The 17,051-nt window shown below is 61.7% G+C and carries 13 protein-coding genes; all 13 read right to left on the bottom strand.

What is annotated here, in order from left to right; genetic code table 11:
• Positions 1–27 precede the first annotated feature (27 nt).
• Positions 28–825 carry a transporter substrate-binding domain-containing protein gene (locus tag KHP07_RS29205; protein ID WP_078046480.1) on the bottom strand — a complete coding sequence of 266 codons (798 nt, stop codon included), beginning with the start codon at positions 823–825 and terminating at the stop codon, positions 28–30.
• A gap of 220 nt (positions 826–1,045) precedes the next feature.
• Positions 1,046–1,846, bottom strand: coding sequence for a transporter substrate-binding domain-containing protein (locus KHP07_RS29200; protein WP_078046479.1), 801 nt, complete (start codon positions 1,844–1,846; stop codon positions 1,046–1,048).
• Positions 1,847–2,042: 196 nt separating this feature from the next.
• The gene (gene mdoH, locus KHP07_RS29195) at positions 2,043–4,613 is read right to left on the bottom strand and encodes a glucans biosynthesis glucosyltransferase MdoH (protein ID WP_078046478.1); all 2,571 of its coding nucleotides are present in this window, start codon (positions 4,611–4,613) and stop codon (positions 2,043–2,045) included.
• Positions 4,606–6,342, bottom strand: a complete 1,737-nt coding sequence (locus KHP07_RS29190; RefSeq protein WP_078050857.1) for a glucan biosynthesis protein G — start codon at positions 6,340–6,342, stop codon at positions 4,606–4,608. Before KHP07_RS29190 ends, mdoH begins: the two co-directional genes overlap by 8 nt.
• A 267-nt stretch (positions 6,343–6,609) precedes the next feature.
• Entirely contained in the window at positions 6,610–7,047 is a 438-nt protein-coding gene (dtd, locus tag KHP07_RS29185) for a D-aminoacyl-tRNA deacylase (RefSeq protein WP_057724454.1), read from the bottom strand.
• Positions 7,044–8,015: a prolyl aminopeptidase gene (gene pip, locus KHP07_RS29180; protein WP_078046477.1), complete on the bottom strand. Its 972-nt coding sequence runs from the start codon at positions 8,013–8,015 to the stop codon at positions 7,044–7,046. Before pip ends, dtd begins: the two co-directional genes overlap by 4 nt.
• Positions 8,016–8,119: 104 nt before the next feature.
• Entirely contained in the window at positions 8,120–9,049 is a 930-nt protein-coding gene (locus KHP07_RS29175) for an alpha/beta hydrolase (RefSeq protein ID WP_214498487.1), read from the bottom strand.
• Positions 9,050–9,203: 154 nt separating this feature from the next.
• Positions 9,204–10,139 carry a choline ABC transporter substrate-binding protein gene (locus KHP07_RS29170; protein WP_214498486.1) on the bottom strand — a complete coding sequence of 312 codons (936 nt, stop codon included), beginning with the start codon at positions 10,137–10,139 and terminating at the stop codon, positions 9,204–9,206.
• A gap of 190 nt (positions 10,140–10,329) precedes the next feature.
• On the bottom strand, positions 10,330–11,130 hold the full coding sequence (gene hutG / locus KHP07_RS29165) for an N-formylglutamate deformylase (RefSeq protein WP_078046474.1): 801 nt from the start codon (positions 11,128–11,130) through the stop codon (positions 10,330–10,332).
• A 12-nt stretch (positions 11,131–11,142) separates the two neighbouring features.
• Complete coding sequence (gene hutI / locus KHP07_RS29160; protein WP_214498485.1) at positions 11,143–12,348, bottom strand: imidazolonepropionase; 1,206 nt, start codon at positions 12,346–12,348, stop codon at positions 11,143–11,145.
• A 15-nt stretch (positions 12,349–12,363) separates the two neighbouring features.
• Positions 12,364–13,773, bottom strand: a complete 1,410-nt coding sequence (locus tag KHP07_RS29155) for an L-histidine transporter HutT (protein ID WP_099491298.1) — start codon at positions 13,771–13,773, stop codon at positions 12,364–12,366.
• A gap of 154 nt (positions 13,774–13,927) precedes the next feature.
• Positions 13,928–15,466 carry a histidine ammonia-lyase gene (gene hutH, locus KHP07_RS29150; protein ID WP_099491301.1) on the bottom strand — a complete coding sequence of 513 codons (1,539 nt, stop codon included), beginning with the start codon at positions 15,464–15,466 and terminating at the stop codon, positions 13,928–13,930.
• A gap of 32 nt (positions 15,467–15,498) precedes the next feature.
• Positions 15,499–17,007, bottom strand: coding sequence for a histidine ammonia-lyase (hutH, locus tag KHP07_RS29145; protein WP_214498484.1), 1,509 nt, complete (start codon positions 17,005–17,007; stop codon positions 15,499–15,501).
• Positions 17,008–17,051 lie beyond the last annotated feature (44 nt).

Raw genomic sequence — 17,051 nt, 5'->3', positions numbered from 1 at the left:
GGCAAGCCCGCTCACTACAAACCAGCCTTATTCCATGTCCTTGAGCCACTCGGAGCTCTTGAACCACTTGTCATGGATGCGATCGTAGGTGCCGTCGTTGCGGATCTGGTGCAGGAAGTTGTTGATGAAGTTGATGCTGTCGTAGTCGCCCTTCTTCAGGCCAAACGCCAGGGGCTCGAAGGTGAAGGGTTCTTCCAGGAATACCAGCTTGCCGTTACCGACCTTTTTCTCGGCAACCACGTTGTACGGCGCGTCATACACAAAGGCATCGGCCTTGCCGTTGACCACGTCCAGCACGCCTTCCTGCTCGTTGTCGTAACCGTGGTACTTGGCCTTGGAGATCAGTTTCTTGGCGACCATCTCACCGGTGGTGCCCAGCTTGGAGGTCAGACGGTACTTCTCGTCATTCAGGTCTTTGTAGGACTTGATGGTGCCTTCCAGGTCCTTGCGGATCAGCAGGGTCTGGCCGACCACGATGAAGGGTTCGCTGAAATTCAGGCGCAGGTTGCGTTCCTGGGTCAGGGTCATGCCGCTGCCGATCATGTCGAACTTGCCGGTCAGGAAGGCCGGGATGATGCCGTCGTAGCCGGTGGAGACCAGCTCCAGCTTGACGCCCATGGACTTGGCCATGGCCTTGAGGATGTCGACTTCGAAACCGATGATCTCACCGCGCTTGTCTGTCATTTCGAACGGCATGTAAGTCGGGTCCATGCCGACTTTCAGCGTGCCGCGCTTGACCGCATCATCGATAGCACCCGCCTGGGCAGCAGTGGCCGCGACCAGCGCGGTGACGCCAAGCAGCAGCATCGAAAGATACTTTTTCATCATCAAGTCCCCTGAACGATTCTTATGAGGTCGGCGCGCAAAAAGGGCTGCACCATTTCGGGGTGCGATCCTAACCCACTCGTCTCTCGTCACAAAGGTTTCACGGCTATTTGTTATCGGCATATGTCGGAAAAGCCCCACAAAGGTGCGGCAAAACGCAGCGATAGACACATGGGCACACGACACCGGCAACGGATTGATGTGTAAGCAGTTATGACTTTCAGTCGATTTCCACCAGCCAGGCCGTGTCTTTAAACCACTTGTCGTGCAGCCGATCATAGGTTCCGTCCTGGGCCACTTGGTTGAGGAAGTGATTGATCCAGTTGAGGCTGTCGAAATCACCTTTTTTCAATCCGAATGCCAGGGGTTCGAAGGTGAAGGGTTGCTCAAGCGCCAGCAGCGCACTGTTTTCCGGGCGACTCAAGGCGATCAGGTTGTAGGGCGCGTCATGGATAAAGGCATCGGCCTTGCCCTGCAGCAATTGGCGTACGCCTTCCTCGGGCGTCGCAAAACTGCTGATCCGGGCCGCGCCTAAAAAGCGCCGGGCGGCCGCCTCACCCGTGGTGCCTTCGGTGGTAGCAATCCGGTAACTGGCATCGTCGAGGTCCTCGACACTGGTGACCTTGCCCAGAAACCTTGGGTGCAACAACACTGACTGGCCAACGACAATGAACGAATCGCTGAAATTCAGCTTGAGGTTGCGCTCTTGGGTGACCGTCATGCCGCTGCCGATCAGGTCGAATTTTTTCGCCATCAACCCCGCCACCAACTCGGTGTAGGGCACGGATACCAATTCGAGTTCCACCCCCAGCGCTTGGCTCATGACCCTGAGCAAGTCGATTTCAAAACCGACGATGCGCCCCTGTTTATCCGTCATCTCGAAAGGCACGTAGGTGGGCGTGGTGCCGACCTTCAGCACGCCGCGTCGTACCGCGTCGTCAATCGCGCCGGCCTGTGCCAGGCCCATGTGAATCAATGCGACAGCGCTTATCAGCAGTGCCGAACAAAAACCTTTGCTCATGAATACCCCAGTGACACGTCAAATCCGGGGGCGATGCTAACTCAGTCCCAGGCACGGCAATACGCCTCGGACCCAGGTCTTTTGTTTCGAAATAGTTTATAAAAAACAGAGAGTTAGCGTAGGAAGGACGGAGCAGGAAACGCTGTAGGACCAGCGCTTGAAACGCCCCCGAGGCGAGCCCTCGGGGGCGTCTGAATCAGGCCGGTTGGGCCTGGGACGACAGCGGTTGCAATGGCAGCAACGGTGCGTGCGGATCAGCCTTGATCGACTCCCGCCAGGCGGCGAGCCACTCGGCATGGCCTTCGCTCCAGACCTGTTCGTGCAGGCGGGCCAAGGCTACCGGGTCACTGAGCAAGGCCAGGCGTTCACCGTTGTTGAGACCGGCAGGGCCGACCTTCAACGCGTGACGCACACGCTCGGCACGCAGGTACTCGATCGGCTCGGCCTGGGCATGGCGCGAGGTTGCCAGGGCACAGGCCAGGGCGTTCTGCTGCGGGTCGACCACCGAACGCACGAAGCCGTCGTTAAGCGCGTGCCAACGGTTTTCGTGGGTGTACTTGTCGGTCGAGAGCAGCGCCTGCGGCGGATTGTATTCCTCCGGGATCAGGAACAGGCTCTCGTCGCGGGACTTGAGGCCCAGGCCAACACGGCTGGAGATCACCGATACCGGGATCGACAGCATCAGCGAACCGACAATCGGCACCAGCCACCACAGGAAGCTCGGGTTCAACCACACCACCAGCAGCGCCCACAGGAAGCCCAGCAGGGTTTGTGGACCATGGCGCTTGACTGCCTCGCTCCAAGGGGTGGAGTCGTCGTCACGCTGCGGCGAGTTCCAGGTCGCAGCCCAACCGAGGAACGCGGCGAGCACGAAGCGGGTGTGGAAGATCATCCGCACCGGTGCCAGCAGCATGGAGAACAGCATCTCCAGCAGCATCGACAAGGTCACCTTGAACTTGCCGCCGAACTCTTTTGCGCCCTTGGCCCAGATCAGGATGATGCTCAGCAGTTTTGGCAGGAACAACAGCACGATAGTGGTGGAGAACAGCGCTACCGCCTTGTCCGGATGCCATTGCGGCCACAGTGGGTACAACTGGCGTGGCGCCATGAAGTACTGCGGTTCCATCAGGGTGTTCACTGCCAGCAAGGCCGTGGACAGCACCAGGAACAGGAACCACAACGGCGCCGACAGGTAGGACATCACGCCGGTCAGGAACACCGCGCGGTGTACCGGGTGCATGCCCTTGACCAGGAACAGGCGGAAGTTCATCAGGTTACCGTGGCACCAGCGACGGTCACGCTTGAGTTCGTCCAGCAGGTTCGGCGGCAGTTCTTCGTAGCTGCCTGGCAGGTCGTAGGCAATCCACACGCCCCAGCCAGCACGGCGCATCAACGCTGCTTCAACGAAGTCGTGGGACAGAATGGAACCGGCGAACGCGCCTTTGCCCGGCAATGGCGCCAGGGCGCAGTGCTCGATGAACGGCTTCATGCGGATGATCGCGTTGTGACCCCAGTAGTGGGATTCACCCAACTGCCAGAAGTGCAGGCCGGCGGTGAACAGCGGGCCGTAGACGCGGGTCGCGAACTGCTGCATGCGCGCATACAGGGTGTCCATGCCCGACGCACGCGGCGCGGTCTGGATAATCCCGGCATCCGGCGTGGCTTCCATCAAGCGCACCAAGCTGGTCAGGCATTCGCCGCTCATCACGCTGTCAGCGTCGAGCACGACCATGTATTTATAGTCACCGCCCCAGCGACGGCAGAAGTCGTCGAGGTTGCCGCTCTTGCGCTTTACGCGACGGCGACGACGGCGATAGAAGATCTTGCCGAAACCACCGGCTTCGCGGCACACGTCAAGCCAGGCTTGCTGTTCGGCGATGCAGATGTCGGCCTCGTTACTGTCGCTGAGCACGAAGAAGTCGAAACGATCCAGGTCACCGGTGGCGGCGACCGACTCGAACGTCGCGCGCAGGCCGGCAAACACCCGGGGCACGTCTTCGTTGCAGATCGGCATTACCAGCGCGGTACGGGCGTCTTTTGGAATCGGCTCGTCGCCGGCACTTTTACCGGAGATCCGGTATTTATCGTGGCCGGTAAGCAACTCCAGGAAGCCCATCAACGCGGTCCAGAAACCCGCCGACACCCAGCAGAACAAGATCCCGAACATGATCAGGATGCTGGTTTGCAGGGCGTAAGGCAGTACCTGGGTAGCGGTTTGCAACAGGGTCTGGTTGCGGATTTCGTCGAAGTCGACCAGCGACCAGCCCTGGTACGGCATGATGCCTTTCATGTACCAGCCGGCAACGATGGTCTGGCCGAGCATCAGCACCAGCAGGATGTAACGGCGGATCGAGCCGACGGTACGCCAGCGGGCGGCCGGCAATACGCGCTCATCCTTCGGTGGGGCCGGTGGGTTGCTGCGCCCGGTGATACGGCGCCAGCCGCGCACCAGGATGTTGGTGCGCCATGGCTCCGGTACCACGCGGGTACGACGAATCGGCGGCGTGGCCTTGAGGCACACGCGACCCTCAGCGTCGAGCGCCAGCATTTCGGCGTCTTGCAGCTCTTCGGCCGTGTTGAGGGTCAACCGCGTGCCAACCGATGCCTGGGCGGCATCAGTGGGCGCGTCGAAGGTTTTCGACGACAAGCGCTCGTGCAACTCGGTGAAAGATGTGCAGCCCGCCAGTTCGGCGCGCTGCTCAGCGGTCATCGGTAGATGCGCCAGGTACTCGGACAGAGTCTCGGGCGTTACTTGAGAATTACTCATCGGCAGGCAACTGATAGCTCCAGGTCTCGGTCAGGACTTGTTCTGTCTTGATCGGCTCCGGCGTGGCTGGGGCAGCTTCTGGCTGCTTGGCTTCCTTGTCTTTCGCGTCTTTCTTGGCCTGTTTCTCGTGTTGCTTGGCCAGGACCTTGTCAGCCTTGAGCACGTGGCTGGTGTCCTGCTCAGGAGCGGGCGGCGGAACGTCCTGCACCAGTGCAGCGCGCATTTCGGTCGGCTTGCCTGCGTCCTTGATCTTCATCCGCAGGGTCAAGCGCCAGCCCTTGGTGTGCTCGTTGTAGCGCACGCTGTTTTCAACCAGTTCGGCGTTATCGCTGACACTCACCTGGCTGCGCACGGCGGCATCCGACGGCAGGGCCTTGAGGGACGGGCCCTCGAAGTCCACCAGGTAGGCCACGCTGCCGTCAGGCTGGCGGATCAGGTTGGATTGCTTCACGTCGCCGGTGGAACGCAGGGTCTGCTTGACCCAGGCGCTGTCGGTCGGGTGCAGCGATTTTTCGTCCATGGTCCAGTGCAGACGGTAGGAAACGTCCAGCGGCTTGCCGACTTCTGGCAGCTCCGCAGGGCTCCAGAACGCAACGATGTTGTCGTTGGTTTCATCGGCAGTCGGGATCTCTACCAGGTTGACGGTGCCTTTGCCCCAGTCGCCCTCAGGCTCGATCCAGGCGCTTGGGCGCTTGTCGTAGTTGTCGTCCAGGTCTTCGTAGTGACTGAAATCACGGCCACGTTGCAGCAGGCCGAAACCACGCGGGTTCTCTACGGTGAAGTTGCTGACCGACAGGTGTTTAGGGTTGTTCAGCGGACGCCAGATCCACTCGCCATTGCCGGCATGGATCGACAGGCCGCTGGAATCGTGCAGCTCACGACGGTAGTTGAGTACTTTCGACGGCTGGTTGGCGCCGAACAGGTACATGCTGGTCAACGGGGCAACCCCCAGTTTGCTGACCTTGTCGCGCAGGAACATCTGGGATTTCACGTCGACAATGGTGTCGGTGCCCGGGCGCAGCGTCAGGCGATAAGCACCGGTAGCGCGTGGGGAGTCCAACAGGGCGAAGATCACCAGTTGTTTCTCACCCGGCTTCGGACGTTCGATCCAGAACTCGGTAAACCGCGGGAATTCTTCGCCGGATGGCAATGCAGTGTCGATCGCCATGCCACGGGCGGACAAGCCGTAGGCCTGGCCCTTGCCAACCACGCGGAAATAACTCGCGCCCAGCATGGTCATGATTTCGTCTTGCTTGTCGGCCTTGTTGATCGGGTACAGCACACGGAAGCCGGCATAACCCAGCTGTTCAGTGGCCTTAGGATCAAACTTCACGTCGCCGAAGTCGAAGCGCGTCGGGTCGTACTTGATTTCCTGGACGCTGTCGGCGGTGACTTCGTTGATTTTCACCGGTGTATCGAAGTGCATACCCTGGTGATAGAAGGACAGCTTGAACGGAGTGTTTTGATCTGCCCACTCGGCTTTTTCGTTACGGAAACGAATCTTCTGGTAGTCCGCGAATTTCATTTCGCGGAACTCGTTCGGCAGATTGCTGCGCGGAGCTTCGTATTTCTGCCCGGCCAGCTCTTTTGCCTTGGCCGACACATCATCCAGACTGAATGCCCACAGTTGACCCGCGCCGAACAGGCAAAACAGGGCGGAGCCCGTCACCAGTGCGTTTCGTAACCGTTTGGCAGACAATTTTGGTGCATTACAGGGACTAACAATCACGAGCAACCCTCGCCGAAAACAGATCAAAAAACCAACGGCCAGCTATCTATATGCCAGGTTGGCGAGCATTGTTCCGACTCCCCTGGGTCAAAATGATTCCCCAATGGCTATCGGACAAGTCTCTACCTAAGTCAAAAATGGACCAAACAACGCTGATCCCCGTAGCGCGCGATTATCTAGTAGCCCGCGAGACAACGCACCATGGAGAACAAAGTATTTGTAGCGAAACCCTGCGTTTTTAGGCATTAAAAGTCGTTTTTAATACATTCACGTCTGCAAGAGGAAGGTCACAGGGCCATCATTGACCAAATGCACCTGCATATCGGCGCCAAAACGCCCTGAGGCCACCTTGCCATGCAATTGTTGCGCTTGTAACAGCAAGTGATCAAATAGTGCCGCTCCCAGGGCTGGCGGGGCCGCTGTAGAGAAGCTCGGCCGCAGCCCGCTCTTGGTGTCCGCCGCCAGGGTGAACTGCGATACCAGCAACAAACCGCCACCGATGTCCTTGAGCGACAGGTTCATCTTGCCTTCGTCGTCGCTGAATACCCGGTAGTTCAGCAGCTTGTGCAGCAACTTATCGGCGCTCTCGGGCGTATCCGAAGGCTCGACGGCCACCAGCACCAGCAAACCCTGGTCAATGGCCCCGACGATCTCCCCTGCTACCTCGACCCGGGCGCCTCGCACCCGTTGCAACAGGCCCTTCATGCTTCTTCAGGCGGCAAATCGAGCAAGCGCCGTGCCATTTCGCTGGTCGCACGCACCAAGGCATCGGTAATGCCCGGCTCGGAAGCCGCGTGGCCGGCCTCGCGAATCACCTGCAGCTCACTGTTGGGCCACGCCTGGTGCAACTCCCACGCGTTGTCCAATGGGCAGATCATATCGTAGCGCCCGTGAATGATTACGCCAGGCAGATGGGCGATCTTGTGCATATCGCGGATCAGCTGGTTGGGCTCCAGGAACGAGTTGTTGGTGAAGTAGTGGCACTCGATCCGCGCAATGGACAAGGCGCGTTGCGGTTCGGAAAAACGCTCCACGTGCTGCGGGCTCGGGCACAGGCCCAGCATGCGACCTTCCCAGCCCGACCAGGCCTTGGCGGCGTGCATCTGGGCGATCTGGTCGTTGCCGGTGAGGCGCTTGTGGTAGGCCGCGATCATGTCGTGGCGCTCTTCCGGCGGGATTGGGGCGATGTAGTCCTGCCAGTAATCCGGGAACAGGCGGCTCGCCCCTTCCTGGTAGAACCAATGAATGTCCTGTGGGCGGGCCAGGAAAATACCGCGCACGATCAGGCCGTGTACACGCTCCGGATGGGTTTGCGCGTAGGCCAGGGCCAGGGTCGAACCCCAGGAACCGCCGAACAGTACCCATTTGTCGATGCCCAGGTGTTCGCGGATGCGCTCAAGGTCGGCGACCAGGTCCCAGGTGGTGTTGTTTTCCAGGCTGGCGCGCGGGGTGGAGCGCCCGCAACCACGCTGGTCGAAGGTGACGATGCGGTACAGGTTCGGATCGAAATAGCAGCGGCTCTGGGCGTCACAACCGGCACCTGGGCCACCATGGATGAAAACGACGGGCAAGCCTTCGGGGGAGCCACTTTCATCGACATACAGCGTATGGGTGTCATCGACTGCCAGATCGTGCCGGGCGTAGGGTTTGATCTGCGGGTACCAAGTCTGCATTGCGCGCTCCGTAAGGGGTCGGGTTCATCCCTGGGGGGACGTCTTTTATTTTTGCCGTCTGGCACTATAAACCCGAATTGTGCAATGAGCATGTCCTAGAGCGCTTAGACCTGTGTCAGCCCTTCGCTCCCCAGGTAATCCAGCAGGTAGTCGTAGAGCCGGTCCACCTCCGGCACTTGCCGCCGCGCCCGCAGGCAGCCGTGCACCAGGCCTTTGCCGGGATACAGCACGGTGGTCACGCCCGCCGCTTGCAGCCGTTCGGCGTAGAGCCTGCCGTCGTCGCGCAGCGGGTCGAACTGGGCCACGGCGATGAAGGCCTGGGGCAGACCGCTGAAATCCGCAGCCAGCAGCGGCATGGCATAGGGCGATGGCTTGTCGCTGCCCCGCAGGTACAGCGCCAGGTAGCAGTCGGTGTCGGCGCTGCTGAGCAACGGCGCGTCCCTGCAGTCGCGCCGCGACGGCAGGTCGGCCGGGCCGCCCAGGCCCGGATAAATCAATACCTGGTCCCGAGGCAGCGGCTGCCCGTCGTCCCGCAAGCCCAGGCACAACGCCGCCGCCAGGTTGCCGCCGGCGCTGTCGCCCATCACCACCTGACGCTGCAGGTCGATCGCGTGAGGCCCCTGCCCTGCCTGGATCGCCTGCCATACGGCGCGGCAATCTTCATAGGCGGCAGGGAACGGGTGCTCAGGCGCCAGCCGGTAATCGATGGCGATCACCAGTACCTGCAAGGCAGTGGCCAGCTCGAAGCAGATGAAGTCGTGGGAATCTAGCCCGCCGACCACCCAACCGCCGCCGTGTATATAGAGAAGGCATGGCCAGCCATCAGGAGGAGTAGGCGCGGTGGGCAGATAACTGCGCACACGCACGCCCGCCAGGGTGAAGTCCTCGACCTGCAAGCCTTCGGGTTGCGGCGGGGTGAATGCACGGCACATGCGGTCATAGCCTGTGCGCAGCCCAACCAGCGAAGAGTCGTCGCTGGCGAAGGATTCGGTCTTGGCGACGAAAGCAAGAAGCTGAGGAGAAATCGGGTACATGCGCAAATATCCCTGACGCTGGAGATCAAGTGTGGGAGCTGGCTTGCCTGCGAAAGCGGTGTGCCTGCCAACTAGTCAATGCCTGACACACCGCCCTCGCGGGCAAGCCCGGCTCCCACATTTGCCCGGTGTTGCCTGGCGTGGAAGGTTCAGCTCAAAGCTCCAGGCTGGCTTGTACAGCTGCCACTGCGTCCGTGCCATCAAACGCATGGACCCCCGCCAACCAGCGCTGCAAATCCTCGGGATGATCGCGCAGCCATTGCCTGGCCACATCCTGCGGCGACTGGCGCTCCATGATCGGCACCATCAGCTGGCTTTCCTGGGCGGCGGTGAAGGTGAGGTTCTCCAGCAGGCGGTTGGCGTTGGGGCAACGCTCGGCAAAGTCCGGCGCGGTGACGGTGGAAACAGTGGCGCGGCCTTCGTCGGGGCCGAACACGTCTTCGCTGCCGGTGAGGTAGGCCATTTTCATGTTGATGTTCATCGGGTGCGGGGTCCAGCCGACGAACACCACGAACTCCTTGCGGTTCACCGCGCGTTGCACGGCGGCGAGCATTCCCGCCTCACCGGAGGCGACCAGCTTGAAGCCACCCAGGCCAAAGCGGTTGGTGTCGATCATTTTCTGGATATCCGTGTTCGCGCCGCTGCCGGGTTCGATCCCGTAGATCTTGCCGCCCAGTTTGTCCTTGAAGCGGGCAATATCGGCAAAAGTCTTCAAGCCGGCATCGGCCACGTATTGCGGCACGGCCAGGGTGGCCTGGGCGTCGGACAGGCTCGGGGTGTCGAACACCTTGACCTGCTTGGCCGCCAGGAACGGCGCGATGTTGTTGTCCATCGCCGGTTTCCAGTAGCCGAGGAAGATGTCCAGGCGTTTGTCGCGGATGCCGGCAAAGATGATCTGCTGCACGGCGCTGGTCTGCTTGCTGTCGTAGCCCAGGCCATTGAGCAGCACGTCGGCCATGCCGGAGGTGGCGATCACGTCAGTCCAGCTGACGACGCCCATGCGGATGTTTTTGCAGGAGGCCGGCTCGGCGGCCATGGCGTGCGCACTGAACAGTGCGGCGCCGATAAGGCTCAACAAGGTTTTATGCATGGGGGGTGGTCTCACTTGGCTGTTGTTATTCCACAACCTTAACCAGTGGAGCCTGAGTCAACACGAACTGGGGCGACGGGCAGTTGCACTGGGGCGACTGTGCGGCCGTCATCGCGGGCAAGCCCGCTCCCACATTTTGACCGTGTGAACCCGATTCAATGTGGGAGCTGGCTTGCCTGCGATAGCTATTTCAGCCGTAACGCTGTTGCCCCCAGGCTAACAACCCGTCGAGCAATTGCTTGAGCACCACCCGCGTCGGCTCGGCCAGGTCCGGGCGATAACGGAACGGCTCAACTTCTTCCATGTAGGTGCTCTGGCACAACTCCAGCTGCACGGCGTGGATATCCTGCGCCGGGTCACCGTAATGCCGGGTGATGTGGCCGCCCTTGAAGCGCCCGTTGAGTACGTGGGTGTACTGCGGATGCGTGGCGCAGATGGCTTCCAACTGGCTGGCCAACGTTGGATCACAGGCGGCGCCGTTGAAGGTGCCGAGGTTGAAGTCCGGCAACTTGCCGTCGAACAGGTGCGGGATCACCGAGCGGATCGAGTGCGCATCAAACAACAGTGCATAGCCAAACTCAGCCTTGAGCCGCGCCAGCTCTTCCTGCAAGGTTCGGTGATACGGGCCCCAGATTTTTTGCAGGTAGGTCACGCGCTCTTCTTCAGACGGCTCATGCCCTTCACGAAACAAGGGCACGCCATCGAACAGCGTCGCCGGGTACAGGCCGGTGGTGGCGCCGGCATACAACGGCTTGTCGTCGGATGGTCGGTTCAGGTCGATCACAAACCGTGAATATTCAGCCGACAAGGTGCTGGCACCCAGTGCCTCGGCAAAGTCGTACAGCGCAGGAATGTGCCAGTCGGTGTCCGGCAGGCTTTGCGCCTCGGGGATCAACCCAGCCTTGACGGCGGGTGTGAGGTGCAGACCGGCGTGGGGCATGCTGATCAGCAGCGGCACGCGACCTTGTTTGAAGTTCAGAACCTTATCCACAAGCAGTACTCCTCAAACAGTGACGTCGACGCCGTGGCGCACGACGCGTTTATCCAGCTCGCCGCCCAGCCAATAGGCCAGGTCTGCGGGACGATCAATCTGCCAAGCGACGAAGTCCGCCACCTTGCCCACTTCCAGGGAGCCGTGGGTGTCGCCCATGCCCAACGCAGTGGCGGCATGTTGCGTGGCGCCGGCCAGCGCTTCTTCCGGGGTCATGCGGAACAGGGTGCACGCCATGTTGAGCATCAGGCGCACCGACAACGCCGGCGAGGTGCCGGGGTTGAGGTCGCTGGCGATAGCGATTTTTACGCCGTGCTTGCGCAGGGCGTCCATCGGCGGCAACTGGGTTTCGCGCAGGAAGTAGAAAGCGCCGGGCAGCAAGACCGCGACGGTGCCGGCGGCAGCCATGGCGATGGCGTCTTCTTCGGTCATGAATTCCAGGTGATCCGCCGACAGCGCGTGGTAACGCGCGGCCAGGCTGGAGCCGTGCAGCGATGAAAGCTGCTCGGCATGCAACTTCACCGGCAAGCCCAGTTGCTGGGCGACTTTGAACACGCGCTCCACCTGCTCAGTGGAAAACGCCAGGTATTCACAAAACGCATCCACCGCGTCCACCAGCCCTTCCGCCGCCAAGGCCGGCAGCATCTCGGCGCAGATGTGCTCGATGTAGTCGTCGGCGCGGTCCTTGTATTCCGGCGGCAACGCGTGGGCGGCCAGGCACGTCGCCCGCACGCTGACCGGCAGCGCTTCGCCGAGGCGACGGGCCACTCGCAACATTTTGCGTTCGTTGGCCAGGTCCAGCCCGTAGCCAGACTTGATCTCGACCGTGGTCACGCCGTCGCGCAGCAGGCTGCGCAGGCGCTTCTCAGCGCTGGCAAACAGTTCATCTTCCGTCGCGGCGCGGGTGGCGCGTACGGTGCTGGCAATACCGCCGCCCTTGGCCGCGATCTCGGCGTAGCTGACGCCTTCGAGGCGTTGCTCGAATTCGCCGCTGCGGTTGCCGCCGAACACCGTGTGGGTGTGGCAGTCGATCAGCCCGGGGGTGACCCACGCGCCTTGCAGGTCATGCACCTGGGCGTAATCCGCCGTGGGTACCTGGCTGCGGGGGCCGATCCACTCAATGAGCGAAGCGGCAGTCACCATGGCGGCATCCTCGATGATCGAGTATTTGCCCTGTGCCATGGTTGCGACGTGGCAGTGTTGCCAAAGCGTTTTCATCAACGCCTCCCTAGATTAACGATGAGACAAAGCCGGGTCGTAGTGGACCTTGGCCGCTTGGCCGGCTGCGGGCTTGACCCACAACAGGTAGGCAACCACCAGCAACACGATCCACACGGCACCGACCAGCAAGGCGGCCTGGGTGTCCGGGAAATACCCCAGCACACCAAACACGAACAGCATGAAGACAATGGCCGCCGCTGGCGCATAGGGCCAGAACGGCACGGGGAATTTCAGCTCGGCGACCTGCTCCTTGGTCATCGAGCGGCGCATGGCAACCTGGGTAAACAGGATCATCAACCACACCCATACGGTGGCAAACGTGGCAATCGAGGCGATCAGCAGGAACACGTTTTCCGGGATCAGGTAGTTGAGCACCACACCGCCCAGCAGCGCCGCGCCCATCACCACCACGGTCATCCACGGCACGCCGTGTTTGGACAACTGCGCAAAACCCTTGGGTGCCTGCCCTTGCTGGGCCAGGCCGTACATCATGCGGCCGGCGCCAAAGATGTCACTGTTGATCGCCGAGACGGCCGCCGAGATCACCACGATGTTGAGGATGGTCGCCGCCGAGCCTATCCCGAGGTTGCTGAAGATCTGCACGAACGGGCTGCCCTGGCTGCCGATCTGCGGCCACGGGTAGATGGCCATCAGCACGAACAGGGTCAGCACGTAGAACAACAGGATACGCAGCGGCACCGCGTTGATCGCCTTGGGGATCACGCGTTGCGGGTCCTTGGCTTCGCCGGCGGTGATGCCGATGATTTCGATGCCGCCAAAGGCAAACATCACCACCGCGAACGAGGCGATCAGGCCGCCGATGCCGTTGGGCATGAAGCCGCCGTGGGCCCACAGGTTACTGAGGCCACTGGCCTGGGTGTCACCGGCCGAATGGATGCCAAACAGCATGATGCCGAAGCCGCCGAGGATCATCGCCACAATGGCGCCGACCTTGAGCAGCGACAGCCAGAACTCCATCTCGCCAAACACTTTGACGTTGCACAGGTTCAGGCCGCCGATCAGAAACACAATGCCGAGTACCCAGACCCACCGCGCGACCTCGGGAAACCAGAAGCCCATGTAGATGCCGAAGGCGGTGACGTCGGCCAGGCAGACGATGATCATTTCAAAGGCATAGGTCCAGCCGAGGATAAACCCGGCCATAGGCCCCAGGTAGGTGCTGGCATACTGGCCGAAGGAGCCGGCGACCGGGTTGTGCACGGCCATTTCGCCGAGGGCGCGCATCACCATGAACACGGCGGCGCCGCCAATCAGGTAGGCCAGCAGTACAGCGGGGCCAGCCATCTGGATAGCCGAGGCAGAGCCATAGAACAGCCCGGTGCCGATCGCGGAACCGAGTGCCATGAAGCGAATATGTCGGGCGCTTAGCCCGCGTTTCAAACCCTTTTCTTGCTGGTGCATTTCTCGTCCTTAATTATTTTTATCCTGAGAAAATTCAGAGCTGCGAACGCTCAAATGTGGGAGCTGGCTTGTCTGCGATGGCGGTGTATCAGTCGTACATTCTTTAACTGACAGACAGCTATCGCCGGCAAGCCGGATCCTACAGAGGGCGCGCTTAGAGGCTCGGCAGCAACTTGGCCGGTACCAGCTCGTTCAAGCAGCGAGTGGCGAGCAGTTCGCTGGCAGCGTTGATGTCCGGGGCGAAGAAGCGGTCCTTGTCGTAGAACGCCACTTTGTCGCGCAGGATGCCGCGCGCCTTTTCCAGCTTCGGCGAGGTTTTCAGGCCTTCGCGCAGGTCCAGGCCCTGGCAGGCGGCCAGCCACTCAACCGCGAGGATGCCACGGGTGTTCTCGGCCATTTCCCACAGGCGCTTGCCGGCAGCCGGGGCCATGGACACATGGTCTTCCTGGTTGGCTGAGGTCGGCAGGCTGTCGACGCTATGGGGATGGGCCAGCGCCTTGTTCTCACTGGCGAGTGCTGCGGCAGTCACCTGGGCGATCATGAAGCCCGAGTTCACCCCACCGTTGCCCACCAGGAACGGCGGCAGTTGCGACATGTGCTTGTCCATCATCAGCGAGATGCGACGCTCGCTCAGCGAGCCGATTTCGGCGATGGCCAGCGCCATGTTGTCGGCCGCCATGGCCACCGGCTCGGCGTGGAAGTTGCCGCCGGAGATCACGTCGCCTTCAGCGGCAAATACCAGTGGGTTATCCGACACGGCGTTGGCTTCGACCACCAGCACTTCAGCGGCCTGGCGGAACTGGGTCAGGCAGGCGCCCATGACTTGTGGCTGGCAGCGCAGGGAGTACGGGTCCTGCACCTTGTCGCAGTTCTGGTGCGACTGCGACACCTGGCTGCTGTCGCCGAGCAGGTCACGGTAGGCTGCCGCCGAATCGATCTGCCCACGTTGGCCGCGCGCCGCATGAATGCGTGCGTCGAACGGCGAGCGCGAACCGAGCACGGCTTCCACGGTGAGACCGCCACAGGCCAGGGCGCCGGCGAACAGGTCTTCGCCTTCGAACAGGCCACGCAGCGCATAAGCCGTCGACACCTGGGTGCCATTGAGCAGCGCCAGGCCTTCCTTGGCGGCGAGGGTCAGCGGCGTGAGGCCGGCAACTTTCAGCGCTTCGGTGGCTTCCAGCCATTCGCCTTTATAGCGCGCCTTGCCTTCGCCCAGCAGCACCAGGGACATGTGCGCCAAAGGTGCCAGATCGCCCGAGGCGCCTACCGAACCTTTGAGTGGAATATGCGGGTACACCTCGGCGTTGATCAGTGCGATCAGCGCGTCGATCACCTGGCGGCGGATCCCGGAGAACCCACGGCTCAGGCTGTTGACCTTGAGCACCATGACCAGCCGCACCAGCGCATCGCTGATCGGCTCACCGACGCCAGCGGCGTGGGACAGCACCAGGGAACGCTGGAGGTTTTCCAGGTCTTCGCTGGCGATGCGGGTCGAGGCCAGCAGGCCGAAACCGGTGTTGATGCCATAGGCGGTGCGGTTCTCGGCGAGAATCTGCTCCACGCAGGCCACACTGGCTTCGATCTGCGCCGTGGCGCTGTCATCCAGACTGAGGGTTACCGGCTGCTGGTAGATGGCTCGCAGTTGGGCAAGGCTCAGTTGGCCTGGAATCAGGTTTAGCGCAGTCACATTCATGCTCCTTTTGAATTGTTCTTTTGAATAAGTCTTCAGTGTAAATTCGGTAAGTCGGTGTCTTTGAGCAGCTTGGCGGCGGCCGCAATGTCCGGCGCCAGCCAGCGGTCCTGCTCATAGGCCGGCACCACTTCACGCAGCAGGCGCCACGCACGGTCGGTGCCCACGCCGAAGCGCTGGTCCTTCAAGAACTCAAACGCCTGGGCCGCCAGCAGGTACTCGATGGCGAGAATCTGCGTCACGTTGGCCAACACCTGGTGCAGCTTGAGCGCGGCATTGGTGCCCATGCTCAGGTGGTCTTCCTGCAGGCCCGAGGTGACGAAGTTATCCAGCACCGCCGGTTGCGCCAGTTGGCGGTTTTGTCCGCACAGCGAGGCGGCGACGTACTGCACAATCATCATCCCGGAGTTGACCCCAGGGTTGCTGACCAGGAACGCCGGCAAGCCGCTGACGTGCAGGTTGATCAGGCGGTCCAGGCGGCGTTCGGCCACCGAGCCGATTTCAGCCAGGGCAATCGCCAGCATGTCCGCCGCCAGCGCGACGGACTGCCCGTGCGGATTGGCCTGGGACACCACGCGGTAGTGGTCCGGCGTGCCGAGCACCAACGGGTTGTCGGTGGCACTGTTGAGTTCGGTTTCGATCTGGCGTGTGGCGTGCTCCACCTGGTCGCGCGCCGCGCCGTGGATCTGCGGGATCGAGCGGATGCTCAACGCATCCTGAGTGCGAATGCCCTTGCTGCTGGCGATCACTTCGCTGCCATCGAGCAAGGCGCGCAGGTTCATTCCCACGTGTTGCATGCCAGGGTGCGGCTTGAGCGCGATGATTTCTTCATCGAAGGCATCGATCTGCCCACGCTGGGCTTCGAAACTCATGGCGCCGATCACGTCGGCCCATTGCAGCAAGTGGTGCGCGTCGGCCAGGGCCAGGCAGCTCAAGCCGGTCATGCACGGCGTGCCGTTGACCAGGCACAGGCCGTCCTTGGCGCCGAGCACCACCGGCTGCAAACCTTCCGCGCTTAATGCCTCTTGCGCCGGAACGATCCGGCCTTGGTAACTCACCTGGCCCACACCCAGCAAAGCCACGCCAACGTGGGCCATGTGGGTCAGGTAACCCACCGAACCCTGGGACGGTACTTGCGGGGTGATGCCGTGGTTGAGCAGCGCCAGCAACGAGTGCACCACCTGCGGATGCAGGCCGGACTTGCCGTGGCTGTAGTTGATGATGGCGGCACAGATGATTGCGCGAGTCTGCTCATCACTCAGCACCGGACCGACGCCGCAGGCATGGCTGAGCAGGGTGTTGCGCGAGAGCTGGCTGAGTTGCTCGCCCTTGAGCGACACATTGCACAGCGCGCCCAGGCCAGTGTTCACGCCATAGGCGCGCTCACCGCTGGTGACGATGCGCTGCACGATGGCCTGCGCGTTGTCGATGCGCGCCCAGGCCTGGCCGGAGAGTTCGAGTACCGCGCCATGACGGGCGACGGCGACGACGTCCTGCCAGCGTAACGGCGTATCGGCGATGGTGATTTGTGTTGCCTGGGACATCTTCATACCTTCTTCAATTCTTGTGCAGCTCAACCGGGCTCATC

Source organism: Pseudomonas sp. VS40 (genome assembly GCF_018587885.1).
Taxonomy (GTDB): domain Bacteria; phylum Pseudomonadota; class Gammaproteobacteria; order Pseudomonadales; family Pseudomonadaceae; genus Aquipseudomonas; species Aquipseudomonas pergaminensis.
The sequence above is the reverse complement of the archived record's forward strand: the minus strand, read 5'-3'. Positions and strand labels throughout refer to the sequence as shown.

Excerpts from the sequence above, each read along its gene's own strand:
- hutI (WP_214498485.1), bottom strand. The coding sequence starts at position 12,348 with ATGAAAACGCTTTGGCAACACTGCCACGTCGCAACCATGGCACAGGGC.
- KHP07_RS29155 (WP_099491298.1), bottom strand. The coding sequence starts at position 13,773 with ATGCACCAGCAAGAAAAGGGTTTGAAACGCGGGCTAAGCGCCCGACAT.
- pip (WP_078046477.1), bottom strand. The coding sequence starts at position 8,015 with ATGCAGACTTGGTACCCGCAGATCAAACCCTACGCCCGGCACGATCTG.
- hutH (WP_214498484.1), bottom strand. The coding sequence starts at position 17,007 with ATGTCCCAGGCAACACAAATCACCATCGCCGATACGCCGTTACGCTGG.
- dtd (WP_057724454.1), bottom strand. The coding sequence starts at position 7,047 with ATGAAGGGCCTGTTGCAACGGGTGCGAGGCGCCCGGGTCGAGGTAGCA.
- hutH (WP_099491301.1), bottom strand. The coding sequence starts at position 15,466 with ATGAATGTGACTGCGCTAAACCTGATTCCAGGCCAACTGAGCCTTGCC.
- mdoH (WP_078046478.1), bottom strand. The coding sequence starts at position 4,613 with ATGAGTAATTCTCAAGTAACGCCCGAGACTCTGTCCGAGTACCTGGCG.
- KHP07_RS29200 (WP_078046479.1), bottom strand. The coding sequence starts at position 1,846 with ATGAGCAAAGGTTTTTGTTCGGCACTGCTGATAAGCGCTGTCGCATTG.
- KHP07_RS29205 (WP_078046480.1), bottom strand. The coding sequence starts at position 825 with ATGAAAAAGTATCTTTCGATGCTGCTGCTTGGCGTCACCGCGCTGGTC.
- KHP07_RS29170 (WP_214498486.1), bottom strand. The coding sequence starts at position 10,139 with ATGCATAAAACCTTGTTGAGCCTTATCGGCGCCGCACTGTTCAGTGCG.
- KHP07_RS29175 (WP_214498487.1), bottom strand. The coding sequence starts at position 9,049 with ATGTACCCGATTTCTCCTCAGCTTCTTGCTTTCGTCGCCAAGACCGAA.